Here is a 14,017-nt window from a genome sequence, read left to right on the forward strand (position 1 = left end):
CGCCGCTCGAGTGAGTCAGTGGCTCAGAAGGCCGCTTCGTCCAGCTCCATGACGTCGAGGTCGACGGCCTCGGCCATCGCACGCTCGGCGGCCAGGCGGGGCAGGACGGTCTTGGCGAAGAAGGACGCCGCGGCGACCTTGCCCTCGTAGAACGACTTGTCCGCACCGGTGGCGCCGGCATCGAGCTTGTTCTGCGCGACCTCGGCGCCGCGCAGCAGCAGCCAGGACACGACCAGGTCGCCCAGGACGTAGACCAGGCGCGTCGTGTTCAGCGCGACCTTGTAGACGTTGCGGGCGTCGCCGTTCTCGTCGGCCGGGTTCGAGGCCATGAGGTCGTTGAACATCGCCGTGATGACGGCGGTGGTGTCCTCGAGGCCCTTCGCCAGCAGGTCGCGCTCGACCTTGAGGCGGCCGTTGCCCGACTCGTTGTCGATGAACGCCTTGATCTGGTCGGACAGGTAGCCCAGCGCGCGGCCCTGGTCCTTCACGATCTTGCGGAAGAACAGGTCCTGGCCCTGGATCGCCGTGGTGCCCTCGTACAGCGTGTCGATCTTGGCGTCACGGACGTACTGCTCGAGCGGGTACTCCTGCAGGAAGCCCGAACCGCCGAAGGTCTGCAGCGACTCGGTGCCCAGCAGGACCCAGGAGCGCTCGGAGCCGTAGCCCTTGACGATCGGCAGCAGCAGGTCGTTGACCGAGTGCTCGAGGCTGGCGTCCTCGCCCGACTCCTTCTTGACCATGACCTCGTCCTGGAAGGACGCGGTGTAGATCATCAGCGAGCGCAGGCCCTCGGCGAACGCCTTCTGCGTGAGCAGCGAGCGGCGCACGTCGGGGTGGTGCGTGATCGTGACGCGCGGGGCGTCCTTGGCCGGGTTCAGCATGTCGGCGCCCTGGACGCGCTCCTTGGCGTACTCGAGCGCGTTGAGGTAGCCGGTCGACAGCGTCGCGATGGCCTTGGAGCCGACCATCATGCGGGCGTTCTCGATGACGCGGAACATCTGGTTGATGCCGTCGTGCACCTCGCCGAGCAGCCAGCCGGTGGCCGGGCCGCCGAGCTGGGGGTCGCCGAAGGTGACCTCGCACGTGGCCGAGACCTTGATGCCCATCTTCTTCTCGACGTTGGTGACGTAGACGCCGTTGCGCTCACCGGTCAGCTCGCCGGTCTCGAGGTCGAAGTGATGCTCGGGGACCAGGAACAGCGACAGGCCCTTGGTGCCCGGGCCACCGGCGCCCTCGACGCCGACGGGACGCGCCAGCACCATGTGCATCGTGTTCTCGCCCAGGTCGCTGACGGCCGAGGTGATGAAGCGCTTGACGCCCTCGATGCGCCACGTGCCGTCCTCGTTCGGGAAGGCCTTGGTGCGGCCGGCGCCGACGTCGGAGCCGGCGTCGGGCTCGGTGAGGACCATCGTGGTCAGCCACTTGCGGTCGATCATGGTCTGCGCGATCTTCTGGTCGCGCTCGGTGCCGTTCTCCCACACGACGCGGCTGAAGGCCGGGCCGGCGCCGTACATCCAGATGGCGGGGTTGGCGCCCAGGACGAACTCGCCCATGGCCCACACGAGGGAGGAGGGGGCGGGCTGGCCACCGAGCTCGGTCGGCAGCTGCAGGCGCCACCACTCGGCGTCCATCCAGGCCTGGTAGCTCTTGGCGAACTCGGGGTTCTGCTTCAGCGTGTGGGTGGCCGGGTCGAAGACCGGCGGGTTGCGGTCGGCGTCGACGAACGACGCGGCGAGGTCCTCGCGCGACAGGCGCTCGACCTCGGCGAGGATGCTCTTCGCCGTGTCGACGTCGACCTCGTCGAAGGGACCGGTGCCGAGGACGGACTGGCGGTCGAACAACTCGAAGAGGTTGAACTCGACGTCGCGCAGATTGCTCTTGTAGTGGCTCATGGGCCGTGGACCTCCGGGAAGATGAAGCTGCCAGTGTTACTGGCGGGTTCTACTGGCCAGTAACTAGATCGTACTCCAGCGTCGTACCAGTGCGAAAGGCGATCCCGGAAAAGAAAAACGACCCGTCTCCGTGCGGAGAGCGGGTCGGTTCTGGGAGGTGCCGTCAGACGCGACGCGTGGGGACGCGGGTCAGGCCGTCGGTGGCGACCAGGTAGGCCGTGTGGATGGTGCCCGCGGTGAGGGCGACGACAGCGGCGAGGGTGAGGAAGGTCATGGGTGCTCCTTTCGTTCTCCCTCCATTCTGCGTCGTGCCACTGTCAAGGACAATCCAACAGAACTTCATCGAAGATGTAGTTTGTCTACATGGATGCGCGACGCCTTGCGATGCTGCGGGAACTGGCCGAACGGGGCACCGTGGGGGCGGTCGCCGATGAGATGGACGTCACTCCCTCGGCCGTGTCGCAGCAGCTGAAGATCCTCGAGGCAGAGGCGGGAGTGCCCCTCCTGGAGCCGGCCGGCCGCGGCGTGAGGCTGACTGCCGCAGGGCGGGCGCTGGCGGAGACGGCGACCGAGGTGGCCGTCGCACTCGAGCGGGCCGAGGCCAAGTGGCGCGAGTACCTCGGCGGCCCCGCCGGCGACGTCACCTTGACGGTGTTCCCGACCGGCGGCGAGATGCTCCTGCCGGGACTGTTGTCGCGGGTGGGCGCCGAGCCGGCGGTCAACCTGATCTGCTCGGACCGCGACCCGACGCAGCGGTTCGAGGTGCTCGACATGGTGGCCCACTTCGACATCGTCGTCGCGGACTCCCCGTCGGCCACCGAGGAGTGGCACGACCGCGGCCTGCAGTTGGTCCCGCTCATGCGCGAGCCCCTCGACGTCGCTCTGCCCGAGGACCACCGGCTCGCGGACCGGCCGAGCCTCTCGCCCAAGGACGTCGTCGGCGAGACCTGGATCGGCGCACCGCGCGACTTCCCCTACGACCGCGTGCTGCAGCATCTGGTGACCGTCACCGGCGAGTCGGTGCGCATCGCCCAGCGGTTCGACGACAACGGCGTCGTGGAGGCGGTGGTGGGCGCGGGGCACGGGATCGCGATCCTGCCGCGGTTCACGACCCGGACCCGCGACAACGGGCTCGTCACGCGCCCGCTGGTCGGCATCCGTGCCCGGCGCGACATCACGGCCGTCCTGCGACCGGACCGCTTCGAGCGGCCCAGCGTGCGGTTCGTGGTGCAGGCCCTGCGCGAGGAGGCTCGCGCCGTCGCCGATCGCCACGGCGCGCTCTGACCCTCACCGGGCGGCGTCGACCAGCAGCCAGAGGGCGACCAGGGTGATGGCCACGAGGTAGAGCCGGTCGAACCTGCGCTCGGGCATGCGGTCGAGGAACCGGCTGCCCAGCCAGGTCCCGCCGATGACACCGGCGATGCCGGCGGCGGCCGCGGGCGCCTGGGACGCGGGCAGCAGGCCGACCACGCCGAACAGCACCAGCTTGGCGAGGTGCCCGGACACCTGGGTGGCGGCGAACGTGCCGACGAAGCCCAGCCGGTCGCTGGTGCCGGCTCGGAAGAAGGGCGCAGCCAGCGGGCCGGTCGCGCCGACCACGGGATTCAGCGCGCCGATCACGCCGCCCAGACCGATCCACCCGGCGGTGCCCGGGGCACGGAAGGGCCGCGAGAGCCACTCGGGCAGCCAGGTCGCGGCCAGCACGGCCACGGCGATGAGCGCCTGCAACGCCGCCTCCGGCGCCTCCCGCGCGAGGGGGAGCGTCAGCGCTCCGGCCGGCAGGAGCAGCAGCGAGGTCTTCCAGACGACGGACCAGTCGACGTCCCGGTGCCGGACGACGGTACGCGTGCCGTTGGAGACCACCTGGATGGCCGCGTGCAACGGGATGGCCACGAGGGGGTCGACGAAGGCGACGAGGACGGCCAGCAGCACGATCCCGCCGCCGAAGCCGAGCACCGCGGTGAGCGCCGAGGTGGCGACGGCGCACACGCCGACGAGCACCACCGTTTCCAGGCCCACGGGACGTGTCTACCGTCTCGAGGCCCGCAGCGCCGGGTGGCGCGTCAGGCGCCCGGGTCGACCGGGTCCTTCGAGACCGTCTCGTGCGGATCGCGCTGGAGCGCCCGCATCACGTGGTAGATCACGATCGCGGCGATCGACCCGAGCGTGATGCCCGACAGGGACACGTCGCCCCGGGCGACCGTCAGGTTGCCGATGCCGATGATCAGGGCAGCGGCCGCGGTGTACAGGTTCACCGGGTCGGCGAAGTCGATGTGGTTGTCCGACCAGATCCGCACGCCGATCAGGCCGATGAGGCCGTAGAGGGCCACGGTGACGCCACCGATGACCCCCTCGGGGATCGTCATGAGCAGGGCGCCGAACTTGGGGGAGAGGCTCAGCAGTATCGCGACGACGCCGGCGACGACGTAGGCCGCGCTCGAGAAGACGCGCGTCGCGGTCATGACGCCGATGTTCTCGCCGTAGGTCGTGGTGGCGGAGCCGCCGAAGCCGCCGGCGACGGTCGTGGCGACCCCGTCGGCGATCAGCGCACGGCCCGACTCGCGATTGATCGCGGGGCGGTTCGTGAGGTGCGCGACGCTGCGCACGTGACCCACGTTCTCGGCGACGAGCGCGAGCACGATGGGCAGGAACATGGGCAGCACGGACCAGTCGACCGTGGGGTGGTGGAAGTCGGGCAGCCCGATCCACGCGGCCTTGTCGACCTTGTCGAAGCTGACGTCACCCAGCCCGAGTGCCACGAGGTATCCCACGATGATGCCGAAGAGGATCGACAGACGGGCGGCGAAGCCGCGCAGCACCACGGCCGACAGGCAGACGACGGCGAGGGTGATCGTCGCGACGAGGGGCGCCTTGCCGTAGTTCTCCGTCGCGGCGCCGGCGAGGGCGAAGCCGATGAGCGCCACGATCGCACCCGTGACGACGGGCGGCATGAGCCGGTCGAGCCACGCCGCGCCGGTGATCTGCACGATGGCACCGATGAGCGCCAGCAGGATGCCCGTGCACATGATGCCGAACAGCGCCGAGCCCATGTCGCCGTCCTCGACGAGCGCCTTGACCGGGGCGATGAACGCGAACGACGAGCCCAGGTAGCTGGGCAGGCGGCCCCACGTGATGAGTAGGAAGAACAGCGTGCCGAAGCCGGAGAAGAACAGCGTCGTCGTCGGCGGCATGCCCGTGAGCAGCGGCACGAGGAACGTCGCACCGAACATCGCCACGACGTGCTGGGCGCCGAACCCGATCGTGCGCGGCCACGACAGTCGTTCCTCGGGCAGGACGATCGCGCCGGGCTTCACGTTCGTGCCGTCACCATGCAGGGTCCACATGGACCCTTACTTTCCCACGGGTCGGGGTCGGTCCGCGCGGGGGATCAGCGCGAGGCGAACTTCGCGGCGAAGGCCGCGAACTCCTCGCTGCTGAGCGACTCGGCCTGCGCCCACGACTCGAAGTTCAGCGACTCGTGCAGGTCGGACCGCACCGCGACGCCGACGGACTTCTTGATTGCAGCCACCGCCGGGGTGCAGGCCGATGCGGCTGAACGTGGGGCCGAAGCCTGCCTGCGGACCGGCGATGATCACGTCGCAGGCCAGGGCGATGTTGAGCCCGGCGCCGACGGCGGCGCCCTGCACGGCGGCGATCGTGGGGATCGAGAGGCTGCGGATGCCGAGGAACGAGGAGTAGACGTTCATCAGGTGCTCGCGCAGGACGTCGGCGGGGCGGCTGGTGTCGCCGAAGAGGCTCTCGAGGTTCGCTCCGGAGCAGAACGCCTTGCCCGCACCGGTGACCACCAGGGCACGGGCCTCGTCGTCGGCGGCCACGGACTCGACGGCCGCACGCAACTCCTGCAGGAGCGGCCAGTCGAGCGCATTGAGCCGGTCGGGGGCGTTCAGGGTGATCGTGCGGACGGTGTCTTCGCGGCCGAGTTCGACGAGAGGCATGTGATCAACCTTACGATCGCCCTATGACCTCTCCGACCCTGCCGGTCGTTCCCGGCGTCGAACACCGATGGATCGATGTCGACGGGGTGCGTCTGCACGTCGCCGAGGCGGGCCTGGCCCATCAGTCCGTCGACCGTCCGTCCGTGGTGCTCGTGCACGGCTGGCCCCAGCACTGGTTCTGCTGGCGGCACGTGATGCCGGCGCTCGCCGAGACGCACCACGTGGTCGCCGTCGACCTGCGCGGCGCGGGCTGGAGCGACGTGCCGGAGGGCCCGGGCGCCTACGACAAGCGGGTCATGGCCGACGAGATCGCCCGCGCGATCGAGGAGCTCGGCCTCGACCGGCCGATCCTCGTCGGGCACGACTGGGGTGCCTGGATCTCGCTGTTGGTCGCCAGCCGCCACGAGGGTGCCGTCCGCGGGGTCGTCGCCGCCGCGATCGTCGCGCCCTGGGCCGACATCCCGTTGCACCAGATGTGGCGCTTCGCCTACCAGCCGATCGTCGGCGGTCCAGGCGGTGCCTTCCTGCAGCGGCAGGCGGGGCAGGTCGTCCTGAAGACGATCTTCAAGCTGGGGGCCGCCTCGGGCTACCGGTGGCAGCGCTCGGACCGTGAGGAGTACCTCGCGCGCTTCCGCGAGCCGGCCCGGGCCCGGGCCGGGCAGGCGCTCTATCGCACGTTCATGCTCCAGGAGATCCCGAAGGTCGGGCGAGGCTACGCGCGCCGCGTCGTGGAGATTCCGCTGCTGTTCCTGCCGGGCACGGGAGACACGGTCCTCGCGCCGAGCATCGTGCGCCGCGCCGGGGGCCCGCCGAACGTCACGGTGACCGAGATCCGCGGCAGCGGCCACTGGATCCCCGAGGAGAAGCCCGCCGAGCTGATCGCTCAGGTGCGCGACTTCCTGCGCCAGTTCTGACCCCGGTCGCCGGTGCTTGTACGATCGACGCAGCACCGCCGGTGTAGCTCAATGGCAGAGCGCTTGCTTCCCAAGCAAGATACGCGGGTTCGATTCCCGTCACCGGCTCCACGGGTTGTTCGGGTAACTGAGCAATTTCAGTCGGGAAACTCCCGCTCAAACTGACGTTTGGGCGGGAGTTCTCTGTTGGGGCCGGTCAGGCCCATGTCAACGCCGTGTCAACAACGACGAAGCCCCGCCGATCAGTGATCGGACGGGGCGTCGGGCTGTTTTCGGGGTCGCCAAGTTTGCTGGCTGTGGCGGTGTGGGTCGCGTTCAGTTCAACGCGGGGAAGATCGTTCGTCAGTTGTGACGGGTAGACGTGCCCGTCTGCTTCTGGCGCTTGAACTCGCCCTTGAAGTATGCGACCACCACGCTCCCGGCGATGATCGATACCGTCCCGATGAGACCCGCCTTCACGATGTCCGCTCCGGCTGCCATGTCCCCGGGGGCAAACACCAGACCAAACCAGAAGAACATCGTCGCGACTACTGCGGTGTTCACGATTTCCTTCATCAACAGTTCACCGTCTTCCACCTAGTTAACACTCCGGACGGAATGAAGAAGTGCAGTTCGATGCACTTCCCGTTCTTTGCTGCGCTTACGAACGACTTCCTCAACTTCGTGCCCACCAGAGCGACCGCGGCCGCGCACGTCGCCTTGCCGATGAGGGCCGGGATCCCCGTGCACAAGACCCCCGCGAAGATGGCCGCTGTGGCGCCCTCATCGACACGATTGCGGATCTTCTTCGTCTCGGACTTGCTGAACTTCACGCAGAGGTGCGTGTATGCGTCACACGTGAAGTATTTCGGGTCAGCGGTCACCGGGTAGGCGATGTCCGCCTGCCGATGGTCGACCACCTGAACGAGGTTACTCCCGTCCGTCACGTACCGAGTGGCAACTTCGACACCGTTCGCGTCCACGGCCCACGGCTTCTCGATCGCGGCGACCGGTTCACCGGTCTCGACGTCGATCACTCCGGCACTTCCGTCCTCCTCGAGAACGACCTCCTCGCCGACACCAGCGACACCGTACGTGAACGAGGTCGGCGCGGACGAGTCTCCCAGAACGGTGAGCACCTGAGTTCCACCTTCGAACGGGTTCACCGCGACGGCGTAACCGTCCGTCTTGTTCTGGTAGACGGCCATCCCGTCCTTGATCTGCCGGTCCCCGAGGCCCGCGGCGTCAGGCAACGTCAACGGTTCACTCGACGCCCCCGTCTCCACGCCGTTCGTCGCGTCGGTTTGGTCGTGTACGCGCCGCACTGGACCATCGTTGTCGAAGCGAAGACGTTCGCACCCGAACAGCCGCGACAACTAGAACGCCTTCACGACGAGTGGTCTGAAGACCCTTCGCCGTCCTTCGTGTTCCTGACGCGCGGGCGCCGCGAAGCAATGACAGCGGCACATACAGCCAGCCACTGGACCGCCCTGACCTGGTCAGATGTGGGACGCATTGCGCGTACCGCGATCGGGGTCGATTCCACGGTCGCGCCGGGCGTGCTCGACTACCTAGCCACTTTGGAGGCTTATCACCGTGTCTGACCCCAATCCGCCGGCCAACCGGGACGATGCTGACGCGAAAGCGTGGTTCTACCTCGATCATTGGCGCGACGTTGAGGAGTGGGCTTCACTCCGCGCTGACGCTGCCAGGCTTCTGGAAACGCGGCTTCTCGAACTCGGCCCGGAGGTCGAGGCCCTTGGCGAGGAATTCCAAGCAGCCACGATCGTCAGCGACGTCGAAAGTGGCAACTTTCCCGGGTACGGGTTGCATCGCCCAGAGTGGAACGCGATCGGATATGGCGGCGTCTCGGTCGTGATCCAATGGGAACGCACGAAATTGCTGAAACCGGGCTCCAACCAATGGCCCTACGTTGCCGTGCAGGTCGATGGTTCCGTCAAGTCCACGGCGCTTCACACCCTCGCCGAGGGTCTCTCCGATGTGAGTAAGCAGTTCGGCGGAAATCGACATTCCTCAACTTGGCCGCTCTGGGAGTATGTGGAACCCGGGGATGACGAGAAGGCTGTTTCCCCCGAGAGGCTCGCGAGCGCGGCCTTGGTGCGACTGCGTCGGTTGTGGCTCGCCGCGGCCCCGATCATCGACGGTACTCAACTCACGCTTCGCTGAGAGCGGCGCTCGGACATCATCGCAATGTGGATTGGTGCTGCGTTCTCGGAGCGTGTGGACGCGTAGCGACGCAGGCGTCAGCGGATGCGCACCATGACAGGTTCGAGCTCGAATAGGCCACTGTTGTCGTCGTAGCCCACTACGACTGCCTTGACGCGCACGTTATCTCCCTGTGAGAGCAGGGGGAGGTCGGCGTCCTTGAATTGAAAGTTGGGTCCGGAAGCCGTCGTCTCGCTGTAGTCATTGGCCAAGATGAGGATATTGGAGCCGATGTCGTAGGCCGCCACGTTGGCGACGTTCCCGTCGAACGCAATCGTTCTTCCCTCGTATTTCTTCGCGAAGGTCGACACGACCTCGTCGAACTCGCCAGCCTTTAGAAGAGCGGCAAGATCCTTGCTGTTCTTAACGGTGAGCGTCTCCACGGGAGCTGGCGCCGTCGTCTTCGCGGGCGCCTCTGTCGGCTCGGTCGCAGCCTTCGGGGGTTGGGTCGTGACCTTCTCGGTCGGCTTGGCAGTGGCCTTGGTGGGTGCAGCGACTGGTGCGTCGTCGTCCCCTCCGGCCGTGATGGAAATTGCAACGATCAGGGCGACGCCAGCACCCGCCGCTGCCAGGAAGCGAAGTTGATTGCGCCGCTCCCAGCGATTGATGGGTTTCACCGTTCCGGGCGAGAAGGATGCGAGACGAGCCCACAACGTTGTGGGTTTCGGTCGACGGAAGGTCATTTCCGTCCGCACGAGCCCTTGGCTCTCCGAGACGAGTTCCCACCCCGCGGTCTTGCGCTGGGCCTTCGTCGTTGCTTCCCGTCCGCGGATTGCCTTGACGGACTCGTATACGTACTTCGGCTCACCGCCAGGCGGGGGATCGCTCTGCGGACTGCTTGGGTCGTCGTGCGTACTCACGTCGTGACGCTAGCAGCGGGGCGACCGCCATGTAGAAGAGTTGCGGCGATCGTTCAAGCAGGTCACTCCCACCGAACGCCCCCAGAGTTGGGGACATGCAGGCGAGCGATCCAACAAGATGCAGCAAGGCCGAAGTGGTTGGGGTTGGGCAGAACCGGAAAACGTCAGCGAGTTAGCCGGAATGGCGTGGCGGCAGGGCGCATGAAGGCGCCGCATTGCAGGCTGAATCAGTTTCGCAACTGACTCTCCACGGACGTCGCGAGCAGCGCCCGGGCGGGACCGCGAAAGGCTCCCGCCCCGGGCGTTCCGGAGTCAGACCGTCTTGACGATGTAGACGTCGCAGGGCGCGTGGTGAGCCACGTCGGTGGCGACGCTGCCCAGCAGTCGGCTGATGCCCTGGACGCGACGGTTGCCCACCACGATGAGGTCGGCGTCGATCTCCCTGGCGACCTGCACCAGGGCGTCGGCGGGCTTGCCGGGCGCCGGGCTGGCCTGGACGGTTCCCTTGTAGGACAGGCTCTCGGCGACCTGGCGCGCGATGGCCTCGGCCCGCTCGCCGGGGCTGAGCGGATGCATGCCCCCGGGGAGGTCGGAGGGTGCGCCGCCCTTCTCGTCGACGGCGGTCACGATGTGCAGGGTGGCGCCGGTGGCCGAGGCCAGTCCGGCCGCGACCTCGGCGGCGCGCTGGGCGCTGTCGCTGCCGTCCACGCCGACCAGGATGTTCTTGTACACGTGCTGCTCCTCACGATTGGTTTCTCGCACGATGGCACACGTGGGGTTCACGCGCCGAGTGTGAAGAGCCGTTCCGCTCCGGGGCGCGGCTCCGCGCGCCGCCCGTGCGTTAGGTTCTCCTTGTGCTGCTTTCGGACCGCGACATCCTCGCCGAGATCGACGCCGGACGGGTCGCGCTCGACCCCTACGAGCCCTCGATGATCCAGCCGTCGAGCATCGACGTGCGCCTCGACAAGTTCTTCCGGGTGTTCGACAACCACAAGTACCCCCACATCGACCCGGCGCAGGACCAGTCCGACCTCACGCGCGAGGTCGAGGTCAACGGCGACGACGCGTTCATCCTGCACCCGGGCGAGTTCGTGCTGGGCTCCACGTACGAGTACGTGACGCTGCCCGACGACGTCGCTGCGCGGCTCGAGGGCAAGTCCTCCCTGGGGCGCCTCGGCCTCATGACGCACTCCACCGCCGGCTTCATCGACCCGGGCTTCCAGGGCCACATCACCCTCGAGCTCGCCAACGTCGCCACCTTGCCGATCAAGCTCTACCCCGGCATGAAGATCGGGCAGCTGTGCTTCTTCCGGCTGACCTCGGCGGCCGAGAACCCCTACGGCTCCACGAAGTACGGCTCCCGCTATCAGGGCCAGCGTGGACCGACGGCCTCCCGGTCCCACGCGAACTTCCACCGGAGTGTGATCGACTAGAGGGCATGACCGCGCCCGACATCCGACTCGTCGTGGCCGACCTCGACGGCACCCTGCTCGACGAGCACAAGCGCCTCCCGGACGGGACGATCGACCTGATCCGCGATCTGCAGGCGGCGGGTGTGGCGTTCGCCCCCGCGAGTGGCCGGCAGTGGGCGACCCTGACCGCCATGTTCGAACCGGTCTCGGACGGCCTCGTGATCATCGCCGAGAACGGCTCCTACGTCACCGACCGCGGGACCGAGGTGGCCGTGCACCCCCTCGACGCCGCGTGGGTCTCGACGAGCGTGGCCCGGATCCAGGAGCTGGCCGACGAGGGCGTCGACCTCGGCATCGTCGTGTGCGGCGTGAAATCGGCCTGGATCACCCGCACCGACCGGCCGTTCCTGGACCAGGTCGAGCCGTACTACCGGCGCCTCGAGGTGACGGACGATCTGACCACGATCGACGACACGATCATCAAGCTCGCCGTGCACGACTTCGGCGACCTCGAGGCGGTCACGGCGCCGTTCCTGCGCGAGTACTGCCAGCCGAATCCCGTCGCGGTCTCGGGCGCCCACTGGGTCGACGTGATGGCCGAGGGCGTCGACAAGGGACTCGCCGTCCGCGAGCTGCAGAAGGCCATGGGCATCGACGCCACGCAGACGATGGCCTTCGGCGACTACCTCAACGACTACGAGATGCTGCAGGCCGCGGACTGGTCGTTCGCCATGGGCAACGCCCACCCCGACATCATCGACGTCGCCAACTACACCGCCCCGCCGAACACCGAGAACGGCGTCATCACCACCGTCCGGACGGTCCTGGGCATCTGAGCGTCATCGGGGAGTGCCGAGGTCACGACGTGACTCCGGGACTCCCCGACAACGACGCTCACGGCGGATAGAGTCACGACGTGAACGTCCAGCCGTCCCCCGAAGTCGCCGCCGCGCTGTCCGAGGGACGGCCCGTCGTCGCCCTCGAGTCCACGATCATCAGCCACGGCCTGCCGCGCCCCGACAACCTCGCCGCGGCGCAGGAGTTCGAGGAGATCCTGCGGTCACAGGGCGTCACGCCCGCCACGATCGCGGTGCTCGACGGCGAGCTGAAGGCCGGTCTGACGGCCGACGAACTGGCCCGCATCGCCAACGAGGACGTCCCGAAGCTGACGGTGCGCGACCTGCCCGTCGTGCTGGCCATGGCGGGCAGTGGCGCCACGACCGTCGCGGCGACGTCATGGATCGCCGACCGCGCCGGCATCCGGGTCTTCGCCACCGGCGGCCTCGGCGGCGTGCACCGCGGCGCGTCGGAGACGTTCGACGAGTCCGCCGACCTGACGGTGCTGGGCGAGGTGCCGATCACCGTGGTCTCGGCCGGCGTGAAGTCGATCCTCGACATCCCGGCCACCCTCGAGCGCCTCGAGACCCTGGGCGTCATCGTGCTCGGGTTCCGGACCAAGGACTTCCCCAGCTTCTGGCTGACCTCCTCGGGGCACCAGCTCGACTGGCGGGCCGAGGACGCGTACGCCGTGGCCGCCGTGATGCGCAGCCGCGACGCGATGGGCCTGACCTCGGGCATCGTCGTCGCCAACCCCCTGCCCGAGGAGAAGCAGCTCGACCCCGTCGTCCACGATGAGGCGCTCGAGCGGGCGCTCGCCGAGGCGGACGCCCAGGGCCTCTCGGGCAAGGAGGTCACGCCCTTCCTGCTCCAGCGGATCGTCGAGCTGACCGGCGGCGACAGCCTCGCGGTCAACCTCGACATCGCGCGCAACAACATCGCGGTCGCGGCACGCATCGCGAAGGCGGCGGTGGAGCACCCGTGATCCTTGTCGTGGGTGACGTCGTCGACGACATCGGCGTCCTGCCCCTCGAGCCCGTGGCTCCGCGCAGTGACACCCGCTCGCAGATCCGGATGACGCCCGGGGGCTCCGCAGCGAACACCGCTGCCTGGCTGGGGTTCCTCGGCTCGGACACCCGGTTCTTCGGCAAGGTCGGCAACGACGGCATCGAGCGCCACGGCGGCGCGCTGCGTGAGCACCAGGTCGACCCGCGTCTGGTCGCCGACCCGCTGCTGCCGACCGCCACCATCGTCCTGACGCTCGACGACGAGGCCGACCGCACGATGTACGTCGACCGCGCGGCCAACGGCACCCTCACGGTCGACGAGATCCCCGACGACCTCCTGCAGGACGTCGACTGGCTGCACCTGACCGGGTACACCTTCTTCGACCCGCAGACCCGCGATGCGGCCATCGAGCTGATCGCCCGGGCGAAGCAACGCGGCGCCGGCGTCAGCGTCGACCCCAGCACCACCGCGTTCCTGCGCGAGGTCACCCCCGAGGCGTTCGTCGAGTGGACCCGCGGCGCCGACCTCGTGCTGCCCAACCTCGACGAGGCACGGTTGCTGATCGGCGCGACCGGCCCGTTCGTGGACTTCGACGCCCTCACCCGGATGTACCCGCACGTGGTCGTGACCCTGGGGTCCATGGGCGCGGCCTACGTCGCGGGGGACATCCGCGAGCAGGTCGCCTCGCCACGGATTCAGGTCGTGGACACGACCGGAGCCGGCGACGCCTTCACCGCGGGCTTCCTCGCCTCGTGGGTGTCGCAGCGCGAGCCGCGCACGGCACTGCAGGGCGGCATCGGCGCCGCGAGCCGCTGCGTCCAGCAGCGCGGCGCCCGACCCTGAGCCCGGACCCCGGCCGACCTCGGGGTCGGGTGGGGGCTGGCCGGGGGAGTCGCCCGATGTGCTGACGGACTCCGCGGGCAGACGCTGGGC

At 68.4% G+C, this 14,017-nt stretch carries 16 protein-coding genes and 1 tRNA gene; 9 read left to right on the forward strand and 8 right to left on the reverse strand.

All coding sequences use genetic code 11. From position 1 onward, the window contains the following. Positions 1-23 precede the first annotated feature (23 nt). A complete protein-coding gene (locus GL325_RS15170; RefSeq protein ID WP_187770096.1) occupies positions 24-1,892 on the reverse strand; it encodes an acyl-CoA dehydrogenase in 1,869 nt (622 codons plus the stop codon). Between the two features lie 363 nt (positions 1,893-2,255). Between GL325_RS15170 and GL325_RS15175 the strand changes: the two genes are divergently transcribed. Next, positions 2,256-3,176: a LysR family transcriptional regulator gene (locus GL325_RS15175; RefSeq protein WP_154597469.1), complete on the forward strand. Its 921-nt coding sequence runs from the start codon at positions 2,256-2,258 to the stop codon at positions 3,174-3,176. A 3-nt stretch (positions 3,177-3,179) separates the two neighbouring features. Here GL325_RS15175 and GL325_RS15180 read toward each other — a convergent pair whose 3' ends face one another. Genes GL325_RS15180 through GL325_RS15190 form a run of 3 tightly spaced genes read right to left on the reverse strand, consistent with a single transcriptional unit; the run spans position 3,180 to position 5,848 of the window. Further along, positions 3,180-3,911: a sulfite exporter TauE/SafE family protein gene (locus tag GL325_RS15180; RefSeq protein WP_154597470.1), complete on the reverse strand. Its 732-nt coding sequence runs from the start codon at positions 3,909-3,911 to the stop codon at positions 3,180-3,182. Between the two features lie 44 nt (positions 3,912-3,955). Further along, positions 3,956-5,236 carry a uracil-xanthine permease family protein gene (locus tag GL325_RS15185; protein ID WP_187770097.1) on the reverse strand — a complete coding sequence of 427 codons (1,281 nt, stop codon included), beginning with the start codon at positions 5,234-5,236 and terminating at the stop codon, positions 3,956-3,958. 6 nt (positions 5,237-5,242) lie between these two features. Further along, positions 5,243-5,848 (reverse strand): enoyl-CoA hydratase-related protein, encoded by a 606-nt coding sequence (locus GL325_RS15190; protein WP_223111344.1) that lies wholly within the window; start codon positions 5,846-5,848, stop codon positions 5,243-5,245. Positions 5,849-5,871: 23 nt separating this feature from the next. Between GL325_RS15190 and GL325_RS15195 the strand changes: the two genes are divergently transcribed. Both GL325_RS15195 and GL325_RS15200 read left to right on the forward strand, forming a co-directional pair. Further along, positions 5,872-6,762, forward strand: a complete 891-nt coding sequence (locus GL325_RS15195; protein WP_187770098.1) for an alpha/beta fold hydrolase — start codon at positions 5,872-5,874, stop codon at positions 6,760-6,762. Between the two features lie 37 nt (positions 6,763-6,799). Beyond that, positions 6,800-6,873 (forward strand) — tRNA-Gly (locus GL325_RS15200). A gap of 231 nt (positions 6,874-7,104) precedes the next feature. Here the strand turns inward: GL325_RS15200 and GL325_RS15205 are convergent. Together GL325_RS15205 and GL325_RS15210 are read right to left on the reverse strand one after the other, a co-directional pair. Next, on the reverse strand, positions 7,105-7,317 hold the full coding sequence (locus GL325_RS15205) for a hypothetical protein (protein ID WP_187770099.1): 213 nt from the start codon (positions 7,315-7,317) through the stop codon (positions 7,105-7,107). Next, a complete protein-coding gene (locus GL325_RS15210) occupies positions 7,317-8,066 on the reverse strand; it encodes a hypothetical protein (protein WP_187770100.1) in 750 nt (249 codons plus the stop codon). The genes GL325_RS15205 and GL325_RS15210 overlap by 1 nt, the downstream gene beginning before the upstream one ends. Here GL325_RS15210 and GL325_RS15215 point away from each other — a divergent pair. Together GL325_RS15215 and GL325_RS15220 are read left to right on the forward strand one after the other, a co-directional pair. Continuing rightward, positions 8,052-8,345 carry a hypothetical protein gene (locus GL325_RS15215; protein WP_187770101.1) on the forward strand — a complete coding sequence of 98 codons (294 nt, stop codon included), beginning with the start codon at positions 8,052-8,054 and terminating at the stop codon, positions 8,343-8,345. The two genes, GL325_RS15210 and GL325_RS15215, sit on opposite strands and share 15 nt — an antisense overlap. After that, positions 8,338-8,928 (forward strand): hypothetical protein, encoded by a 591-nt coding sequence (locus GL325_RS15220; RefSeq protein WP_187770102.1) that lies wholly within the window; start codon positions 8,338-8,340, stop codon positions 8,926-8,928. The genes GL325_RS15215 and GL325_RS15220 overlap by 8 nt, the downstream gene beginning before the upstream one ends. 77 nt (positions 8,929-9,005) lie before the next feature. Here GL325_RS15220 and GL325_RS15225 read toward each other — a convergent pair whose 3' ends face one another. Next, complete coding sequence (locus GL325_RS15225; RefSeq protein ID WP_187770103.1) at positions 9,006-9,827, reverse strand: DUF4839 domain-containing protein; 822 nt, start codon at positions 9,825-9,827, stop codon at positions 9,006-9,008. Positions 9,828-10,139: 312 nt separating this feature from the next. After that, positions 10,140-10,610 (reverse strand): universal stress protein, encoded by a 471-nt coding sequence (locus GL325_RS15230; protein ID WP_223111345.1) that lies wholly within the window; start codon positions 10,608-10,610, stop codon positions 10,140-10,142. 71 nt (positions 10,611-10,681) lie between these two features. On the opposite strand from GL325_RS15230, the gene dcd reads away from it, so the two are divergent. The 4 genes from dcd to GL325_RS15250 all read left to right on the forward strand — a co-directional run bounded on the left by dcd (position 10,682) and on the right by GL325_RS15250 (position 13,927). Beyond that, positions 10,682-11,260, forward strand: a complete 579-nt coding sequence (gene dcd, locus GL325_RS15235) for a dCTP deaminase (protein ID WP_187411589.1) — start codon at positions 10,682-10,684, stop codon at positions 11,258-11,260. 5 nt (positions 11,261-11,265) lie between these two features. Continuing rightward, entirely contained in the window at positions 11,266-12,075 is an 810-nt protein-coding gene (locus tag GL325_RS15240; RefSeq protein WP_187770104.1) for an HAD family hydrolase, read from the forward strand. An 80-nt stretch (positions 12,076-12,155) separates the two neighbouring features. Then, positions 12,156-13,061: a pseudouridine-5'-phosphate glycosidase gene (locus GL325_RS15245; protein WP_187770105.1), complete on the forward strand. Its 906-nt coding sequence runs from the start codon at positions 12,156-12,158 to the stop codon at positions 13,059-13,061. Beyond that, entirely contained in the window at positions 13,058-13,927 is an 870-nt protein-coding gene (locus GL325_RS15250; RefSeq protein ID WP_154597478.1) for a carbohydrate kinase family protein, read from the forward strand. Before GL325_RS15245 ends, GL325_RS15250 begins: the two co-directional genes overlap by 4 nt. Positions 13,928-14,017: the final 90 nt, after the last annotated feature.

The organism is Aeromicrobium sp. 636 (assembly GCF_024433585.1).
GTDB lineage: Bacteria > Actinomycetota > Actinomycetes > Propionibacteriales > Nocardioidaceae > Aeromicrobium > Aeromicrobium senzhongii.

Coding starts and splice junctions, on each gene's coding strand:
- GL325_RS15195 (WP_187770098.1), top strand. CDS start 5,872: ATGACCTCTCCGACCCTGCCGGTCGTTCCCGGCGTCGAACACCGATGG.
- GL325_RS15175 (WP_154597469.1), top strand. CDS start 2,256: ATGGATGCGCGACGCCTTGCGATGCTGCGGGAACTGGCCGAACGGGGC.
- GL325_RS15170 (WP_187770096.1), bottom strand. CDS start 1,892: ATGAGCCACTACAAGAGCAATCTGCGCGACGTCGAGTTCAACCTCTTC.
- GL325_RS15240 (WP_187770104.1), top strand. CDS start 11,266: ATGACCGCGCCCGACATCCGACTCGTCGTGGCCGACCTCGACGGCACC.
- GL325_RS15205 (WP_187770099.1), bottom strand. CDS start 7,317: ATGAAGGAAATCGTGAACACCGCAGTAGTCGCGACGATGTTCTTCTGG.
- GL325_RS15185 (WP_187770097.1), bottom strand. CDS start 5,236: ATGTGGACCCTGCATGGTGACGGCACGAACGTGAAGCCCGGCGCGATC.
- GL325_RS15190 (WP_223111344.1), bottom strand. CDS start 5,848: ATGCCTCTCGTCGAACTCGGCCGCGAAGACACCGTCCGCACGATCACC.